At 71.1% G+C, this 13,698-nt stretch carries 15 protein-coding genes; 8 read left to right on the top strand and 7 right to left on the bottom strand.

Going from position 1 to position 13,698, the window contains the following annotated elements; genetic code table 11:
* Positions 1-273: 273 nt before the first annotated feature.
* Positions 274-1,191: a DUF4097 family beta strand repeat-containing protein gene (locus ACWDYJ_RS08725; protein ID WP_451564767.1), complete on the top strand. Its 918-nt coding sequence runs from the start codon at positions 274-276 to the stop codon at positions 1,189-1,191.
* A gap of 1 nt (position 1,192) precedes the next feature.
* Positions 1,193-2,080: a helix-turn-helix transcriptional regulator gene (locus ACWDYJ_RS08720; RefSeq protein ID WP_451564766.1), complete on the top strand. Its 888-nt coding sequence runs from the start codon at positions 1,193-1,195 to the stop codon at positions 2,078-2,080.
* Here ACWDYJ_RS08720 and ACWDYJ_RS08715 read toward each other — a convergent pair.
* From ACWDYJ_RS08715 to ACWDYJ_RS08700, 4 genes are all read right to left on the bottom strand, one after another.
* Positions 2,077-2,640: a Clp protease N-terminal domain-containing protein gene (locus ACWDYJ_RS08715; RefSeq protein ID WP_451564765.1), complete on the bottom strand. Its 564-nt coding sequence runs from the start codon at positions 2,638-2,640 to the stop codon at positions 2,077-2,079. The genes ACWDYJ_RS08720 and ACWDYJ_RS08715 overlap by 4 nt on opposite strands.
* A complete protein-coding gene (locus ACWDYJ_RS08710) occupies positions 2,640-2,849 on the bottom strand; it encodes a helix-turn-helix domain-containing protein (protein WP_451564764.1) in 210 nt (69 codons plus the stop codon). The genes ACWDYJ_RS08715 and ACWDYJ_RS08710 overlap by 1 nt, the downstream gene beginning before the upstream one ends.
* Before the next feature lie 52 nt (positions 2,850-2,901).
* A complete protein-coding gene (locus ACWDYJ_RS08705) occupies positions 2,902-3,864 on the bottom strand; it encodes a zinc-binding dehydrogenase (protein WP_451564763.1) in 963 nt (320 codons plus the stop codon).
* A gap of 402 nt (positions 3,865-4,266) precedes the next feature.
* Positions 4,267-5,469 (bottom strand): NAD(P)-dependent malic enzyme, encoded by a 1,203-nt coding sequence (locus tag ACWDYJ_RS08700; RefSeq protein ID WP_451564762.1) that lies wholly within the window; start codon positions 5,467-5,469, stop codon positions 4,267-4,269.
* A gap of 523 nt (positions 5,470-5,992) precedes the next feature.
* Here ACWDYJ_RS08700 and ACWDYJ_RS08695 point away from each other — a divergent pair.
* Genes ACWDYJ_RS08695 through ACWDYJ_RS08685 form a run of 3 tightly spaced genes read left to right on the top strand, consistent with a single transcriptional unit; the run spans position 5,993 to position 8,683 of the window.
* Positions 5,993-6,940 (top strand): ABC transporter substrate-binding protein, encoded by a 948-nt coding sequence (locus ACWDYJ_RS08695; protein ID WP_451564761.1) that lies wholly within the window; start codon positions 5,993-5,995, stop codon positions 6,938-6,940.
* Positions 6,941-6,968: 28 nt separating this feature from the next.
* Complete coding sequence (locus ACWDYJ_RS08690; RefSeq protein WP_451564760.1) at positions 6,969-7,919, top strand: amino acid ABC transporter permease; 951 nt, start codon at positions 6,969-6,971, stop codon at positions 7,917-7,919.
* A gap of 11 nt (positions 7,920-7,930) precedes the next feature.
* Positions 7,931-8,683 (top strand): amino acid ABC transporter ATP-binding protein, encoded by a 753-nt coding sequence (locus ACWDYJ_RS08685; protein WP_451564773.1) that lies wholly within the window; start codon positions 7,931-7,933, stop codon positions 8,681-8,683.
* 91 nt (positions 8,684-8,774) lie between these two features.
* Here the strand turns inward: ACWDYJ_RS08685 and ACWDYJ_RS08680 are convergent, their stop codons facing one another.
* A complete protein-coding gene (locus ACWDYJ_RS08680) occupies positions 8,775-9,554 on the bottom strand; it encodes a class I SAM-dependent methyltransferase (protein ID WP_451564759.1) in 780 nt (259 codons plus the stop codon).
* 92 nt (positions 9,555-9,646) lie between these two features.
* On the opposite strand from ACWDYJ_RS08680, the gene ACWDYJ_RS08675 reads away from it, so the two are divergent.
* Complete coding sequence (locus tag ACWDYJ_RS08675; protein ID WP_451564758.1) at positions 9,647-10,276, top strand: CGNR zinc finger domain-containing protein; 630 nt, start codon at positions 9,647-9,649, stop codon at positions 10,274-10,276.
* Here the strand turns inward: ACWDYJ_RS08675 and sodX are convergent.
* Positions 10,180-10,599: a nickel-type superoxide dismutase maturation protease gene (gene sodX / locus ACWDYJ_RS08670; RefSeq protein WP_451564757.1), complete on the bottom strand. Its 420-nt coding sequence runs from the start codon at positions 10,597-10,599 to the stop codon at positions 10,180-10,182. The two genes, ACWDYJ_RS08675 and sodX, sit on opposite strands and share 97 nt — an antisense overlap.
* 171 nt (positions 10,600-10,770) lie before the next feature.
* Here sodX and sodN point away from each other — a divergent pair, with 171 nt between their 5' ends.
* The gene (sodN, locus tag ACWDYJ_RS08665) at positions 10,771-11,166 is read left to right on the top strand and encodes a superoxide dismutase, Ni (protein ID WP_030709803.1); all 396 of its coding nucleotides are present in this window, start codon (positions 10,771-10,773) and stop codon (positions 11,164-11,166) included.
* 102 nt (positions 11,167-11,268) lie between these two features.
* On the opposite strand, the gene ACWDYJ_RS08660 is transcribed toward sodN, so the two are convergent.
* A complete protein-coding gene (locus ACWDYJ_RS08660) occupies positions 11,269-11,457 on the bottom strand; it encodes a DUF6104 family protein (protein WP_328927598.1) in 189 nt (62 codons plus the stop codon).
* A 147-nt stretch (positions 11,458-11,604) separates the two neighbouring features.
* Between ACWDYJ_RS08660 and ACWDYJ_RS08655 the strand changes: the two genes are divergently transcribed.
* On the top strand, positions 11,605-13,683 hold the full coding sequence (locus tag ACWDYJ_RS08655) for a VMAP-C domain-containing protein (RefSeq protein WP_451564756.1): 2,079 nt from the start codon (positions 11,605-11,607) through the stop codon (positions 13,681-13,683).
* The last annotated feature ends 15 nt before the right edge of the window (positions 13,684-13,698 follow it).

Below are 13,698 nucleotides of genomic sequence, written 5' to 3'. Positions count from 1 at the left end.
CCCGACCGCCGCGACCAGCACCACCGGGACTGCATGATTTATGGCGCCTGATCCGGGTCACAGGGGTGCGACCTCGGTCGCGCCACAAATCACGTTTTACGTCCCGGCCAACACCCCACCCCGTCCCCGTCCCCGGCCAGGTGGTCTCCGCCTCCCGTCCATGGCCCCGCGCAGCGGCGACGCACATGGGTTGACTTCGGGTGGCCGCGATATATCGTGTCTAGGGAAGACGCGATATGTTGCGTGCGTCAGCCCACGAGGAGGAGCACCACCATGGCCGAGCAGATGACGTGGTCCGTCGCCGCACCCCAGAGGCTCACCTTCGAACGCCCGGTGACCGAGCTCCGTGTCCGCGTCGCCGGCGGGACGGTCAACGTGGTCGCCGCCGATGAGGGGCCGGCCCGCCTGGAGGTCTCCGCGGTCGACGGGCCGCCCCTGCACGTCGTCCAGGACGATGGCGTCCTCACGCTGTCCTACGAGGACCTGCCCTGGAACGGCACCCAGGGCTTCAAGGAATGGTTCGAGACCAAGCCCTGGAAGGCCTGGTCCGCCTCCTCCGACGGCGGTCGCAAGGCCTGGGAGCGCAGCGTCACCGTCACTCTCGCCGTGCCCGCCGCCACCCGTGTCCAGCTGGCCACCGTCAATGCCACGGCCTTCGTCTCCGGTGTCAGTGGCGCCGTCGACGTCAAAGGGGTCTCGGGTGACGCGACCCTGGTCGGGCTCTCCGGCCGGGTCAAGGCGCACACCGTGTCCGGCAGTGTCGAGGCGCAGTCCGTCACGGGTGGGCTCGGCTTCCACTCCGTGTCCGGCGGCCTGACGGTGGTCGACGGCACGGGGGGCAGCGTACGGGCCGACTCGGTCAGCGGTGACATGCTCATCGACCTGTCCCCGGACCGGACCCCGTCCACCCCGGTGGACATCGTCCTCAATTCCGTCTCCGGGGAGGTCGCGATCCGGCTGCCGCACCCCGCCGACGCCAAGGTGGAGGCCAACACCGCCACCGGCGGGGTCTCCAACGCCTTCGAGGACCTGCGGGTCTCCGGCCAGCTCGGCGCCAAGCGGATCACCGGCACGCTCGGCACGGGCGCCGGCACCCTGCGGGCCACCACCGTCTCGGGCGCCATCGCGCTCCTGCGCCGCCCGCAGGCCGACGCCGACGCCCCCCTCCAGCTCAACAAGAAGGTGCTCTGACATGCCGCCCGTCTTCGCCCACGGCCGCCTCCGCCTCTACCTCCTCAAGCTGCTGGACGAGGCCCCGCGCCACGGGTACGAGGTGATCCGCCTGCTGGAGGAGCGCTTCCAGGGGCTCTACGCGCCCTCCGCCGGCACCGTGTACCCGCGGCTCGCCAAGCTGGAGGCCGAGGGGCTCGTCACGTACGCCACCGAAGGCGGGCGCAAGGTCTACTCGATCACCGAGGCGGGCCGAGCCGAACTGGCCGACCGTGTCGGTGAACTGGCCGACCTGGAGCTGGAGATCCGCGACTCCGTCTCCGAACTGGCCGCCGAGATCCGCGACGACGTCCGGGGCGCCGCCGGTGACCTGCGGCGCGAGATGCGGGCCGCGGCCTCCGCGACGGCCACCCAGGTCGAGGACGAGTCCTGGAAGGCGGCCAAGGAGGAGCTGCGCAAGGCCAGGACGGAGTGGAAGGAGCAGGCGCGCCGGGCGAAGGACGAGAGCCGCCGGGCCCGCGAGGAGGCCCAGCAGGCCCGCCGCCAGGCCAAGGAGGCCCAGGAGCGGGCGCGCGAGGAGGTCCAGCGCATCGCGGCCCAGCTCCAGGAGCAGTTCGTGAAGTCGGGCGGTGTGCTGAGCAGTCTGGCGGGGGCCTGGCTGGGCGGCGGCGGTTCGGGGACCGCGGAGGCCCCGGCGGCCCCGGCGGCCGCGGGGTCCGGCTGGGCCGAGGACCTGGAGCCGACCTCCGACCCGGCGCGGGACCTGGACCGGCTGCTGGACCGCTTCCGTGACGAGGTGCGCGACGCGGCCCGCGACCACGGCGTGACCCCGGCCCGGCTGGCCGAGGCCCGCGCCCACCTCGCGGCGGCCGCCGCCCGCATCACGGCGGGGCTGCGTCCCGGGGCTTAGGCGGCCAGGGCGGTCTCCGCCGTCGCGTAGGTGACGCCGTGGTCCGTGAGGACCTCGGAGACCGTGCCGGGGCGGGAGAGCAGGGCCAGCAGCAGGTGCAGGGTGCCGATGTGGTCGTCGTGGCGGCCGAGCGCGATGCGCAGGGACTGTTCCAGGACCTTCTTCGAGCCCTGCGTGAAGGGGACGTGGCGCCGGCCCGGGTCCGGGGGGCGGCCGAGCGCCGAGCGGATCGAGGAGCCGAGGGTCCGGCGGCGTGGTGCGGCCGGGGACAGGGCGCCCGCGCCGTGGGTCTCCTCGATGCGGGTGACGACCTCGGTGAGGTCGATGCCGAGGCCGGCCAGTGCCTGCTCGTCGGCGCGGGACATGCCGCCCCGGCGGCGGCTCGCCGCGAGGTCGGCGGCGAGGGCGGGCCCGTCCACGCCGAGGGGGTCCAGCGCGCCCAGGGTCATGAGGGAGAGCAGCAGGTGCTCCTCGGTGACCGTGGCGGCCCCGGCCCGGCGGGCCTCGGTCGCCGCGCCCGTCACGGCGTCGCGGGCGTCCGGGGTGAAGCGTTCGAACATCAGAGCCTCCCGTATTTCTTGTGCACGGCCTGCCGGCTGACGCCCAGCTCGGCCGCGATCTCCTGCCAGGACCAGCCCTGGGCGCGGGCGCTGCGTACCTGTACGGCCTCCAGCTGCTCCAGCAGCCTGCGGAGGGCGGCCACGGAACGCAGGCCCACGCGTGGGTCCTGGTCTCCGGCCCGTTCGGCGAGATCGGTGGCGTCCGTCATGCCTGTCAATCTAGGTTGACAAGGGAGGGGGTGTCAACCCTGATTGACAGACTCAGGTGGTGAGGACCACCTTGCCGAAGAGGTCGCCCGATTCGAGCTTCGCGAAGCCCTCGCGCGCCCGGTCCAGCGGCAGCACCTCGTCGATGACCGGCCGTACACTCGTCGCCGCGCAGAAGGACAGCAGGTCCTCCAGCTCGTCCTTCGTGCCCATCGTCGAGCCGACCACCTTCAGCTCCAGGAAGAAGATGCGGGTCAGCTCGGCGTGCGCCGGGCGGTCGCCGCTCGTGGCGCCGGAGATGACCAGCGTGCCGCCCGGGCGCAGGGACTTCACCGAATGGGACCAGGTGGCCGCGCCCACCGTCTCGATGACCGCGTCCACCCGCTGCGGGAGCCGCGCGCCCGGCTCGTACGCCTCCACCGCGCCCAGCTCCACCGCCCGCCGGCGCTTGGCCTCGTCGCGGCTGGTGGCGAAGACCCGCAGGCCCGCCGCCTTGCCCAAGGCGATCGCGGCGGTGGCGACGCCGCCGCCCGCGCCCTGGACGAGCACCGAGTCCCCGGGGCGCACCCCGGCGTTGGTGAAGAGCATCCGGTAGGCCGTCAGCCAGGCGGTGGGCAGGCAGGCGGCCTCCTCGAAGGACAGCTCGGGGGGCTTGCGCAGCACGTTCCAGGCGGGGACGGTCACCTGCTCGGCGAAGGTGCCCTGGTAGCGCTCGGTCAGGATCGAGCGCGGCTCGTCGGGGCCGACACCGTGGCCGCTCTGGCCGATGACGGAATGCAGGACGACCTCGTTGCCGTCCTGGTCGGTCCCGGCGGCGTCGCAGCCGAGGATCATCGGCAGTTTGTCCTCGCCGAGGCCGACTCCGCGCAGCGACCACAGGTCGTGGTGGTTGAGCGAGGCGGCTCGGACGTTGACGGTCACCCAGCCGGGCCGGACGGCGGGTGCGGGGCGGTCGCCCAGCTCAAGGCCGTTCAGCGGCTGGTCTCGGTCGATTCGGGCGGCGTAGGCAGCGAACATGCCGCCAGAGGCTACCGGTCGGTAGCCCCGTCTGACCAGAGGCCGGGAATCGTCGGAGCGCCGGACCGGAATTGGCTTTCCGCTTCCCAAATACCGTCCGTACCAGGCGGTTTGCCCGCTGGAGGACCCTGAACGGAACGTCGGGAGCGGTCCCGGGAGGGGGTAATATTCAGCCATGCGGCGCGCTCGTCATGAGCCTGTCATTCCCACCGCATTCCCTTTGCGTTCCCGCGCCCCATTCGCGCGCCCGGCAAGGACAGACGGCGCGACCCCTCCCGGTTCGGGGGCGGGGAGGGTGCGCTCCGCTCGGCGGGAACGCCGGCGCCCGGGGGCGCCGCACACACGAAGAGGCCCGGCCGGATCACTCCGGCCGGGCCTCACCCGTACAGCTCAGCGTGTCGGTCAGGCCAGGCGGGCCACTCCGTCGGCCTTCGCCGCCGCGGCGACGGCGGCCGTGACGGCCGCGGCGACGCGCTCGTCGAACGGCGAGGGGATCACGTAGTCGGCGGCGAGCTCGTCACCCACGACACCGGCGATGGCGTCGGCGGCGGCGATCTTCATGCCCTCGGTGATCCGCGTGGCGCGGACCTTCAGGGCGCCCGCGAAGATGCCCGGGAAGGCCAGCACGTTGTTGATCTGGTTCGGGAAGTCCGAACGGCCCGTGGCCACGACCGCCGCGTACTTGTGCGCGACGTCGGGGTGGACCTCCGGGTTCGGGTTGGCCATGGCGAAGACGAACGCGTTCTTCGCCATGGAGGCCACCGCCTCCTCCGGGACCGTACCGCCGGAGACACCGACGAAGACGTCCGCGCCCGCCAGGGCGTGCTCCAGGGAGCCGGACAGGCCCGACTTGTTGGTCAGGCCCGCGATCTCCGCCTTGACGTCCGTCAGGTCCTCGCGGTCGCTCGAGACGACGCCCTTGCGGTCGGTGACACAGACGTCGCCGATGCCCGCGTCCACCAGGATCTTGGCGATGGCGATGCCCGCCGCGCCCGCGCCCGAGATGACGGCGCGCAGGTCGCCGAGGGTGCGACCGGTGAGCTTCGCGGCGTTGCGCATGGCGGCCAGCGTCACGATGGCCGTGCCGTGCTGGTCGTCGTGGAAGATCGGGATGTCCAGCGCCTCCTGGAGGCGCCGCTCGATCTCGAAGCAGCGGGGGGCGGAGATGTCCTCCAGGTTCACCCCGCCGAAGGACGGCGCGAGACGGATGACCGTCTCGATGATCTCGTCCGTGTCCTTGGTGGCGAGCGCGATCGGAACCGCGTCCACTCCACCGAACTGCTTGAACAAAATGGCCTTGCCCTCCATCACGGGGAGCGAGGCCTCGGGACCGATGTCACCGAGCCCGAGCACGGCCGTACCGTCGGTGACGACGGCGACCACGTTGGACTTCCAGGTGTACTCGTTCACCAGGTCCGGCTGCTCGGCGATGGCGCTGCACACTTTCGCCACGCCGGGCGTGTACGCGAGGGACAGGTCGTCCTTGTTGTTGACCGGCACCGTGGCCTGGATGGCCATTTTGCCGCCCCGGTGCAGCGCGAACACCGCGTCGGGATTGTTGTCGGTAACGCTGTCACTGCGAGGGTTGACGATCTCCGCTGCCACTGTGTGTGACCCCTTAGGTCCTTTGAATCGTTGAGGGTGGCCACTCCTGGTTAAGGGGTGGGCGGGCACCGCGTCCGTACTCCGCGTCGACGGTTGGCCCGTCTCCACGAAGGGGAGGTTCGTACGCGCGGGCGCGCCGCACGCGCGCCCTGAGCCCCGGATGAGGGGTGTAAGGATCTGTTCTACCGGAAGAACGCTCGCCCAGACGAGTCGATTCCTGCTCGACCATAGGGTGCTTGTCCTGGTTTTGGCTAAAAGTCCAAAGCTCTCTGTCCGCCAGGCGAGACGTGCCGCAAAAAGTGAGGCAAAACCGCCTGGTCACAGGCGTTTGTTCGGCTTCTGGGGGCTTGGCCCGCAGTCCTGTTGGGTGATCGGGGTTGTCCGTTATCTGATTTTGACCTGATGGGCAGCCTGAATGCGTCAGTCCGAATGGCAAGATGCCGTCATCACACATGGTCGCGACACTCGAAGGTGCGTGCACGACCGCTCTCGGATGCTTTCCACCTGCCGGAGGAACCAGCTCATGACCGCTAGCATCACCCGTCGTCGTACGACCGCCGCCCGGTCCCGGATCGCCGCGGTCGGCGCGATCGCGGTCGCCGGCGCCCTGATCCTCACCGGTTGTGGCGACCAGACCGACAACGGCTCCGCGACCAAGGACAAGACCAGCGACGCCCCGCTGTTCGCGAAGCTGCCCAAGAAGATCCAGGACGCGGGCGTCATCAAGGTCGGCACGGACGCCGCGTACGCCCCGATGGAGTTCACCGAGGGCGGAAAGATCGTCGGCGTCGACCCCGACATCGCGGCCGAGCTCGGCAAGCAGCTCGGCGTGAAGTTCGAGTTCACCTCCGGCACCTTCGACGGCCTGATCACCTCGCTGGAGACGGGCCGCCAGGACATCGCCATGTCGTCGATCACCGACAACAAGAAGCGCCAGGAAGGCCTGGACGACAAGGGCCAGAAGATCGGCAAGGGCGTCGACTTCGTCGACTACTTCTCCTCCGGCGTCTCGCTCCTCGTCAAGAAGGGCAACCCGCAGAACATCAAGTCCCTCGACGACCTGTGCGGCAAGACGGTCGCCGTCCAGCGCGGCACCACGTACGAGGACACCTTCAAGGCACAGGCCGAGAAGTGCGGTGACAACAAGCTCACCATCGAGGCCTTCGACACCGACGCCGAGGCCCAGACCCGCGTCAAGGCCGGTGGCGCCGTCGCCGACCTGAACGACTACCCGGTCACCGCGTACACCGCGAAGACCTCGGGCGGCGGCAACGACTTCGAGGTCGCCGGCCAGCAGGCCGACGTCGGCCTCTTCGGCATCGCCGTCTCCAAGGACAACACCCAGCTCCGCGACGCCATCAAGGAAGCCCTCGACGCCATCATCAAGGACAGCTCCTACACGAAGGTCCTGGAGAAGTGGAACGTCAAGGACAGCGCCGTGCAGTCCGCGACGATCAACGCAGGCAAGTGACCGAGCGCTCCACTGAAGGGCAGTCGTAGTGACTGACAAGATCGACAAGGGTCCGGCCGCGACTCCGCCGGCCGGACCCGGAGCCTCGGGTTCCCCCTACGAGGCCATCAAGGCAATCCCCGTACGGCACTACGGCCGCTGGCTCAGCGCCGTGGTCGTGGCCGTGCTCCTCGCCTGGCTCGTCTACGCCTTCTCCCAGGGCAAGGTCCTGTGGGGCACGGTCGGCGACAAGCTGTTCGACCCCTCGGTGATCGCCGGTCTCGGCAACACCATCGTGATCAGCGTCACGGCGATGGCGCTGGGCCTCGTGCTCGGCATCCTCTTCGCGGTGATGCGGCTCTCGAACAACCCGGTCACGAGTTTCGTGTCCTGGCTCTACATCTGGTTCTTCCGCGGTACCCCGGTGTACGTCCAGCTGCTGGTGTGGTTCAGCCTCCCGCTGATCTTCCAGTACATCAACCTGGGTCCGATCTACAAGAACGAGACCGTCGACGTCATGACGCCGTTCATGGTCGCCCTGCTGGGCCTCGGCCTGAACGAGGGCGCCTACATGGCGGAGATCGTCCGGGCCGGCATCCAGTCCGTCGACGAGGGCCAGGCCGAGGCCTCGCACGCGCTCGGCATGACCCGGACGCAGACGATGCGCCGCGTGGTGCTCCCGCAGGCGATGCGGGTGATCATCCCGCCGACCGGCAACGAGTTCATCAACATGCTGAAGACCTCGTCCCTGGTCTCGGCGGTGCAGTACACCGAACTGCTGCGGGCCAGCTCCAACATCGGCAGCACGGCCGGCGCGGTCATCGAGATGTACTTCGTCGCCTCGATCTGGTACCTGGCTCTGACCAGCGTCTTCAGCGTCGGCCAGTACTACCTGGAGCGCCGCTACGCCCGCGGTTCGCTGCGCACCCTGCCGCCCACGCCGCTGGAGCGGCTGAAGGCCAACCTGAACATGTTCCGCCGTACGGAGGTGGCGAAGTGACCGCCCAGCCGATGGTCAAGGCAGAAGGCGTCCACAAGTCGTACGGCGCCGCCCACATCCTCCGGGGCATCGACCTGGAGGTCGCGCCGCGGGAGGTCTTCTGCCTGGTCGGCCCCTCGGGCTCCGGCAAGTCGACCTTCCTGCGCTGCATCAACCACCTGGAGCGCATCAACGCCGGCCGGCTCTCGGTCGACGGCCAGCTCGTGGGATACCGCCAGAAGGGCGACAAGCTCTACGAGCTGAAGGACAGCGAGGTCGCGACCCAGCGCCGCGACATCGGCATGGTCTTCCAGCGCTTCAACCTGTTCCCCCACATGACGGCCATAGAGAACGTCATGGAAGCCCCCGTCATGGTCAAGGGCGAGAGCAAGGCGGTGGCGCGGGCGCGCGCCGTCAAGCTCCTCGACCGGGTCGGCCTCGGCGACAAGGGCGGGAACTACCCCACCCAGCTCTCCGGCGGCCAGCAGCAGCGTGTGGCGATCGCCCGCGCGCTGGCCATGGAGCCGAAGCTGATGCTCTTCGACGAGCCCACCTCGGCGCTCGACCCCGAGCTGGTGGGTGACGTCCTCGACGTCATGCGGGACCTGGCCGAATCGGGCATGACCATGATCGTGGTGACCCACGAGATGGGCTTCGCCCGCGAGGTCGGCGACAACCTCGTCTTCATGGACGGCGGAGTGGTGGTCGAGTCCGGCCACCCCCGCGAGGTCCTGGGCAACCCGCAGCACGACCGGACGAAGGCGTTCCTGTCGAAGGTGCTGTAACCCCCGCGGTGCGTGAGAGGGGCGGTACGGATTCCCGTACCGCCCCTCACCCGTACCGCCCCTCACCCGTGCTTGGGAGGTCTCCCGGTTCCTACTTCAGGCCCAGGACCAGCGCGTCCGAGGGGGAGCGCCAGACCGTACGGGCCTCCGCGAAGCCCGCCTCGCGCAGGGTGCGGGCGTGCCAGGCCGCGTCGGGGGTGTCGCCGTCGGCGTGCTCCCCGTAGATCTCGAACCGGGCCTTCGTCGGCTCGGCCAGCACCGGGTCGGCCGCGGCCAGGGCCCACCACTCGCGCCAGTCCAGGACGCCCGCGGCCTTGGCCCGGTCCATCCCGGCGTGCCGGTGGGCGTGCTCGGCGGCGTCGATGCGCGGGGTGGACGGGTCGGGCATGTGGTCGGCGTTCATGAACACGCCGCCGGGGCGGACCAGGGGCGCGATCTGCCCGTACAGGACGGCGAGCTCCTTGCTGTACAGCCAGTGCAGCGCGGTCGCGGTCAGGACGGCGTCGTAGGAGTCGTACGGGAGCGCGGCCGCCCAGTCGGGATCCTTGAGGTCGGCGGTGACGAAGGAGACCCGTTCGTCGCCCGCGAAGTGGCCCCGGGCGATGGTGAGCAGCGCGGGGTCGAGATCGACGCCGGTGCTGGTGGCTTCCGGGAACCGCTTGAGGACGCGGTCCGTGATACTTCCCGTACCGCACGCCAGATCCAGCACCCGGGGGGCGGGTCCGGTCAGTGCCTCGACCATGTCCAGCATGACCCGGAACCGCTCCTCGCGGTCGGGCATGTACCACTCCTGCTGCCGGTCCCAGCTGTCCTGCCACGCCTGCCAGTCCGTGCCCGTCGCGCGAGTCGCGCCGGTTACCGCGTCCGCCATCCTGAAGCCCTCCACTCGTAATACCCTGGAAGCTGTATCAGCCGTTACCGCTGGCTACCGCCGACAATAATCCGCATCCGTAAGGACTACAAGTGGAACTGGCCCATTACTCGGACTATGCCGTGCGCCTGGTCAACACCGAGGAGCCGGCCCGTAACAAGGACTCGCTCACCTCGGTGGAGGACGTCCGCGCCCTCTTCGGACCCAGCGTGCAGATGGCCCGCCGGGTCACCGACACGGACGTCACCCGCTTCCGCAACGTCCGCGGCCGGCTGCGCGCCGTCTTCGAGGCCGCCGACGGCGGCGACCACGTCCTCGCCGTGGACCTGCTGAACTCCCTGCTCATGGAGTTCCCCGTCAGCCCACAGGTCTCCGGCCACGAACTCGTCGGCCCGGACGGCCGCCCCGACTGGCACATCCACCTCGCCGACCACCCCTCCAACGCCTCCGCCGGCTACGCCGCCATCGCGTCCATGGGCCTGGCCTTCCACCTCACCGAGCACGGCCCCGACCGGCTCGGCCTGTGCCAGGCGCCGCCCTGCCGCAACGCCTACCTCGACACCTCCACCAACCGCTCCCGGCGCTACTGCTCCGACCGCTGCGCCACCCGCGCCAACGTCGCCGCCTACCGCGCCCGCAAGCGGGTCGAGGCAGAGGAGTCCGCCCGCAGCAGCCGCACCGCCGAGGCCGCCCAGGACAGCCGCGCCCTCAGCGAGCGCTGATCCGCCGGGCGGGGCCGCAGGCGCAGCACGGCCGTCGCCAGCACCAGCTCCTCGGGGACCGTCCCGTAGTCGGTGCTGTCGCCGGTCTCGTTGTACGGGTTGTCGCCGAGCATCCACCAGCCCCCCGGGCGGCGCTCCGCCGCCCGCTTGACCACCAGCAGGTCCTGCTGGAAGGGATGCCGGAACACCGCCACGTCACCCGGGCGGACCAGCGCCCCGAGACGGACCACCAGCCGGTCGCCGTGCAGCAGGGTCGGCACCATCGAAGGGCCCGTCACCTCCAGCACCTGGAAGCGCGCCCGCGAGCGCCTGTTCTCCACCATCCTGACCTCCTCGTCCCTCCCCGCATGCTGCCGTACGGTCCCGTACATTCGCTCACCACTCCTCGGCCCACCCTGGACTTTTGTCCCAAGCCCACGGGGGCGCCCGCGAAAACCGGTTCCCCAGCGAGTAATCTCCCCCTTGAGAAGACGATCACGAGGAGGACAAACTCCATGCTTTCCCGCCTCTTCGCCCCCAAGGCGAAGGTCTCCGCCCACTGCGATCTGCCGTGTGGCGTGTACGACCCTGCCCAGGCCCGCATCGAGGCCGAGTCCGTCAAGGCCGTGCAGGAGAAGTACCAGGCCAACGACGACGCCGACTTCCGCGCGCGCGCCATCACCATCAAGGAGCAGCGCGCTGAGCTCGCGAAGCACCACGTTTCGGTGCTGTGGAGCGACTACTTCAAGCCGCCGCACTTCGAGAAGTACCCGCAGCTGCACACCCTGGTCAACGACACCCTGAAGGCCCTCTCGGCCGCCAAGGCGTCGAACGACCCGGCGACCGGCGCGAAGGCCCTTGAGCTCATCGCCGAGATCGACCGCATCTTCTGGGAGACCAAGGCCGCCTGATCCTGCGTCCTTGCGCGCCGCCCCCACCGGTCGGCGCGCGACGAGAACGGCCCGACTGCTCCGTGCAGCCGGGCCGTTCTCGTCTTCCGCGGTCCTGCGCGATCAGTCCTCGGTGTCGTCGTCTTCGTCGTCGAGGCGGGCCAGCCAGGTGGCCAGGCGTTCCACCGGGACCTCGAAGTCCGGGTTGAGGTCGACGAAGGTGCGGAGCTGCTCGGCGAGCCACTCGAAGGTGACCTCCTCCTCGCCGCGCCGCTTCTCCAGCTCCTCGATGCCGCGATCGGTGAAGTACAAGTCGGGCTCCGTGCCGTGTCGTGAGGGGTACGTGATGGGGTGTTTCCCGCCAGGATAATCCGCCTGTCGGCGATCCCTCCCGTCGTCCCGCCCCCAGGGCTAACCTGGACGGCCTCAGTGGGGCGAGCGGGGGGCGGGGGCCAGGGGATGCCGGATGGGCGCACGGCAGGCTCCGCGCGCGCCTTCGAGCTTCTGGAGCCCCTCGTAAGAGCCGCGACGGTACGCGTCCACGCGCCCTGGGACGGGTATGAAAACCCCGGCAACGACTCGTCCGGACCCACCTGGGGGAGCGGCTTCTTCATCGCCCCCGGCTGGGTACTGACGTGCGCGCACGTGGTCGGCGAAGGGGGTGCTGCGGTGCGTCTGGCGGGGCGTGAGGTCGGCATCACCTTCTTCCCGGTCGGCGGGCCCGACCCGGCCACCGGGACGGTCGCCGGGCGGGTGGAGTGCGTACTGCCCGAACGGCTGGACGAGCGGCGGCCCGGCCGGGGAGCCCTGTGGGACCTGCCGGACCTGGCACTGATCCGGGTGCTCTCGCCGATATCGCACGCCTGCGTCTGGCTGACCGACCGGGCCCGGCCCCGCCTCGACGAGGCCGCGTACTTCGGCTGCACCGAAGAGCTCGGCATACGCGAGATCACCGGCCGCACCACCCGGCTGCGCGGCATCGCCGCCAACGGCGCCGCGATCCGCCTCGGCGACGACGACGAGATAGAGCCCGGCATGTCCGGCGGGCCCGTGGTGGACCTGGCGCGCGGGGAGGTCGTCGGAGTGGTCAAGGCCAGGCGGCACTCGGGTGGCGGCGGGGTCGCCGTGTCGGTGGCCCAGCTGCGGACCCTGCCGATGGCGGCGACCGGTCAGACCGGGCTGTACCGCAGGGTCATGCAGGCCCACGACCTGTACCACTACGACCGGCACCTGAGCGACCTGGACAGCCGCCGGACCTGGACCGACGTGCACGACGAACTGCCGGCCGGGGACGACGACCCGTACGGCGGACGCGGCCGGCTCACCCCAGGGGAGCGCACCACCCTGTGCGGGCTCCTCGCCGAACTGCCGCCGCCCGGCTCCTCCGAGGCGGTCCGCGAACTGGCCGAGCAGGCCCGCGGCGAGGAGCCCGACACGGGCTTACCGGCCCCGCTCAGCTGGCGCGACGGGCTCGGGCTGCTGCACGACCCGCCGGGCGGGGGCGGCGAGGCCGCCGCGATGCTCCGGTACGCGACCGACGTGAGCGTGGCCGACCACCGCGAGCCGCCGGCGCCGGGCGCGGACGAGGAGCTGTGGGACTGGGTACGGGCCACCGCGGAGCGGCTGTGGCGCCCGCTGCGCCGGGAACTCGCGGAGCGGCACGAGCGCGGCCTGGCCGAGCGGGAACGGCGGCGGCGCGCGAGCGCCGGGCAGGCGGTGCACGGCCCCGCCCGGCGGGCCGGGGGGCTGCCCGCGGGCCCCTCGGTGGTGCTGGAGGTGTGGGCGCACGGCTGGGAGGACGTCTACGACTGGCGGGTCTCGGTGCTGGCCGGACCCGCGCGGCCCGGGCGGGTGACACCGGTGGGCTCGGGCGTACGGGTGCACCGGCGGGACCTGTCGGAAGCCGCGCGGGCCCCGCTCGCCGAGGGGTTCCGGCGCTGCGACGCGCACGAGACGGCCGCGCTCCTCGAAGTGATGGTCACGCCGGACCTGTTCGACCTGGAGGTACACGAGTGGACGGTGACCGGCGGGGCGCCGGTGGGAGTGCAGCGCCCGGTGGTGTTCCGCCACGCGGCCGACGGCGAGCCGGAGCCGGTCGCGCTGCGGCGGTGGGCAGGGGTACGGGCGGGGCCGCTGCTGGACCAGCGGGCCGACTGCGCGCGGGGGAGAGCGCGCAGCCCCTCGCCGGAGTGGCTGGTGGGGCTGGCGGACAACACCGTGCCCGTGCTCTGCCGGGCGCCGGGCCTCGAACCGACGCTGGGCGCGCTGCACGCCGTACGGGACGCGGGCTACGGGGTGGTGGTGTGCCGGCGGGCTCCGGCGGGGCCGGGGGTGTCGTGCGCGCCGTTCCACCGGGGGCTGCGGGAGGAACTGGCCGAGGCGGGCCGGGGCGCGGTACTGCCGCTGAGGCTGCAGGCGCTGCGGCAGCGGCAGTACGGGGCGGACCCGGACGCGTACTGGGCGGCCGGGATGGCCCTCGTCTGGGACGACCCCACACGCGTCCTGCCCGAGGACGAGCCGCTGCAGGGGGACTTGTGAGGGAGCTTCGAGGGA

Source organism: Streptomyces sp. NPDC003042, assembly GCF_053591315.1.
The sequence above is the reverse complement of the archived record's forward strand: the minus strand, read 5'-3'. Positions and strand labels throughout refer to the sequence as shown.

Coding starts and splice junctions, on each gene's coding strand:
- ACWDYJ_RS08710 (WP_451564764.1), bottom strand. CDS start 2,849: ATGACGGACGCCACCGATCTCGCCGAACGGGCCGGAGACCAGGACCCA.
- ACWDYJ_RS08725 (WP_451564767.1), top strand. CDS start 274: ATGGCCGAGCAGATGACGTGGTCCGTCGCCGCACCCCAGAGGCTCACC.
- ACWDYJ_RS08680 (WP_451564759.1), bottom strand. CDS start 9,554: ATGGCGGACGCGGTAACCGGCGCGACTCGCGCGACGGGCACGGACTGG.
- ACWDYJ_RS08705 (WP_451564763.1), bottom strand. CDS start 3,864: ATGTTCGCTGCCTACGCCGCCCGAATCGACCGAGACCAGCCGCTGAAC.
- ACWDYJ_RS08695 (WP_451564761.1), top strand. CDS start 5,993: ATGACCGCTAGCATCACCCGTCGTCGTACGACCGCCGCCCGGTCCCGG.
- ACWDYJ_RS08685 (WP_451564773.1), top strand. CDS start 7,931: ATGGTCAAGGCAGAAGGCGTCCACAAGTCGTACGGCGCCGCCCACATC.
- ACWDYJ_RS08720 (WP_451564766.1), top strand. CDS start 1,193: ATGCCGCCCGTCTTCGCCCACGGCCGCCTCCGCCTCTACCTCCTCAAG.
- ACWDYJ_RS08655 (WP_451564756.1), top strand. CDS start 11,605: ATGCCGGATGGGCGCACGGCAGGCTCCGCGCGCGCCTTCGAGCTTCTG.
- sodX (WP_451564757.1), bottom strand. CDS start 10,599: ATGGTGGAGAACAGGCGCTCGCGGGCGCGCTTCCAGGTGCTGGAGGTG.
- ACWDYJ_RS08715 (WP_451564765.1), bottom strand. CDS start 2,640: ATGTTCGAACGCTTCACCCCGGACGCCCGCGACGCCGTGACGGGCGCG.
- sodN (WP_030709803.1), top strand. CDS start 10,771: ATGCTTTCCCGCCTCTTCGCCCCCAAGGCGAAGGTCTCCGCCCACTGC.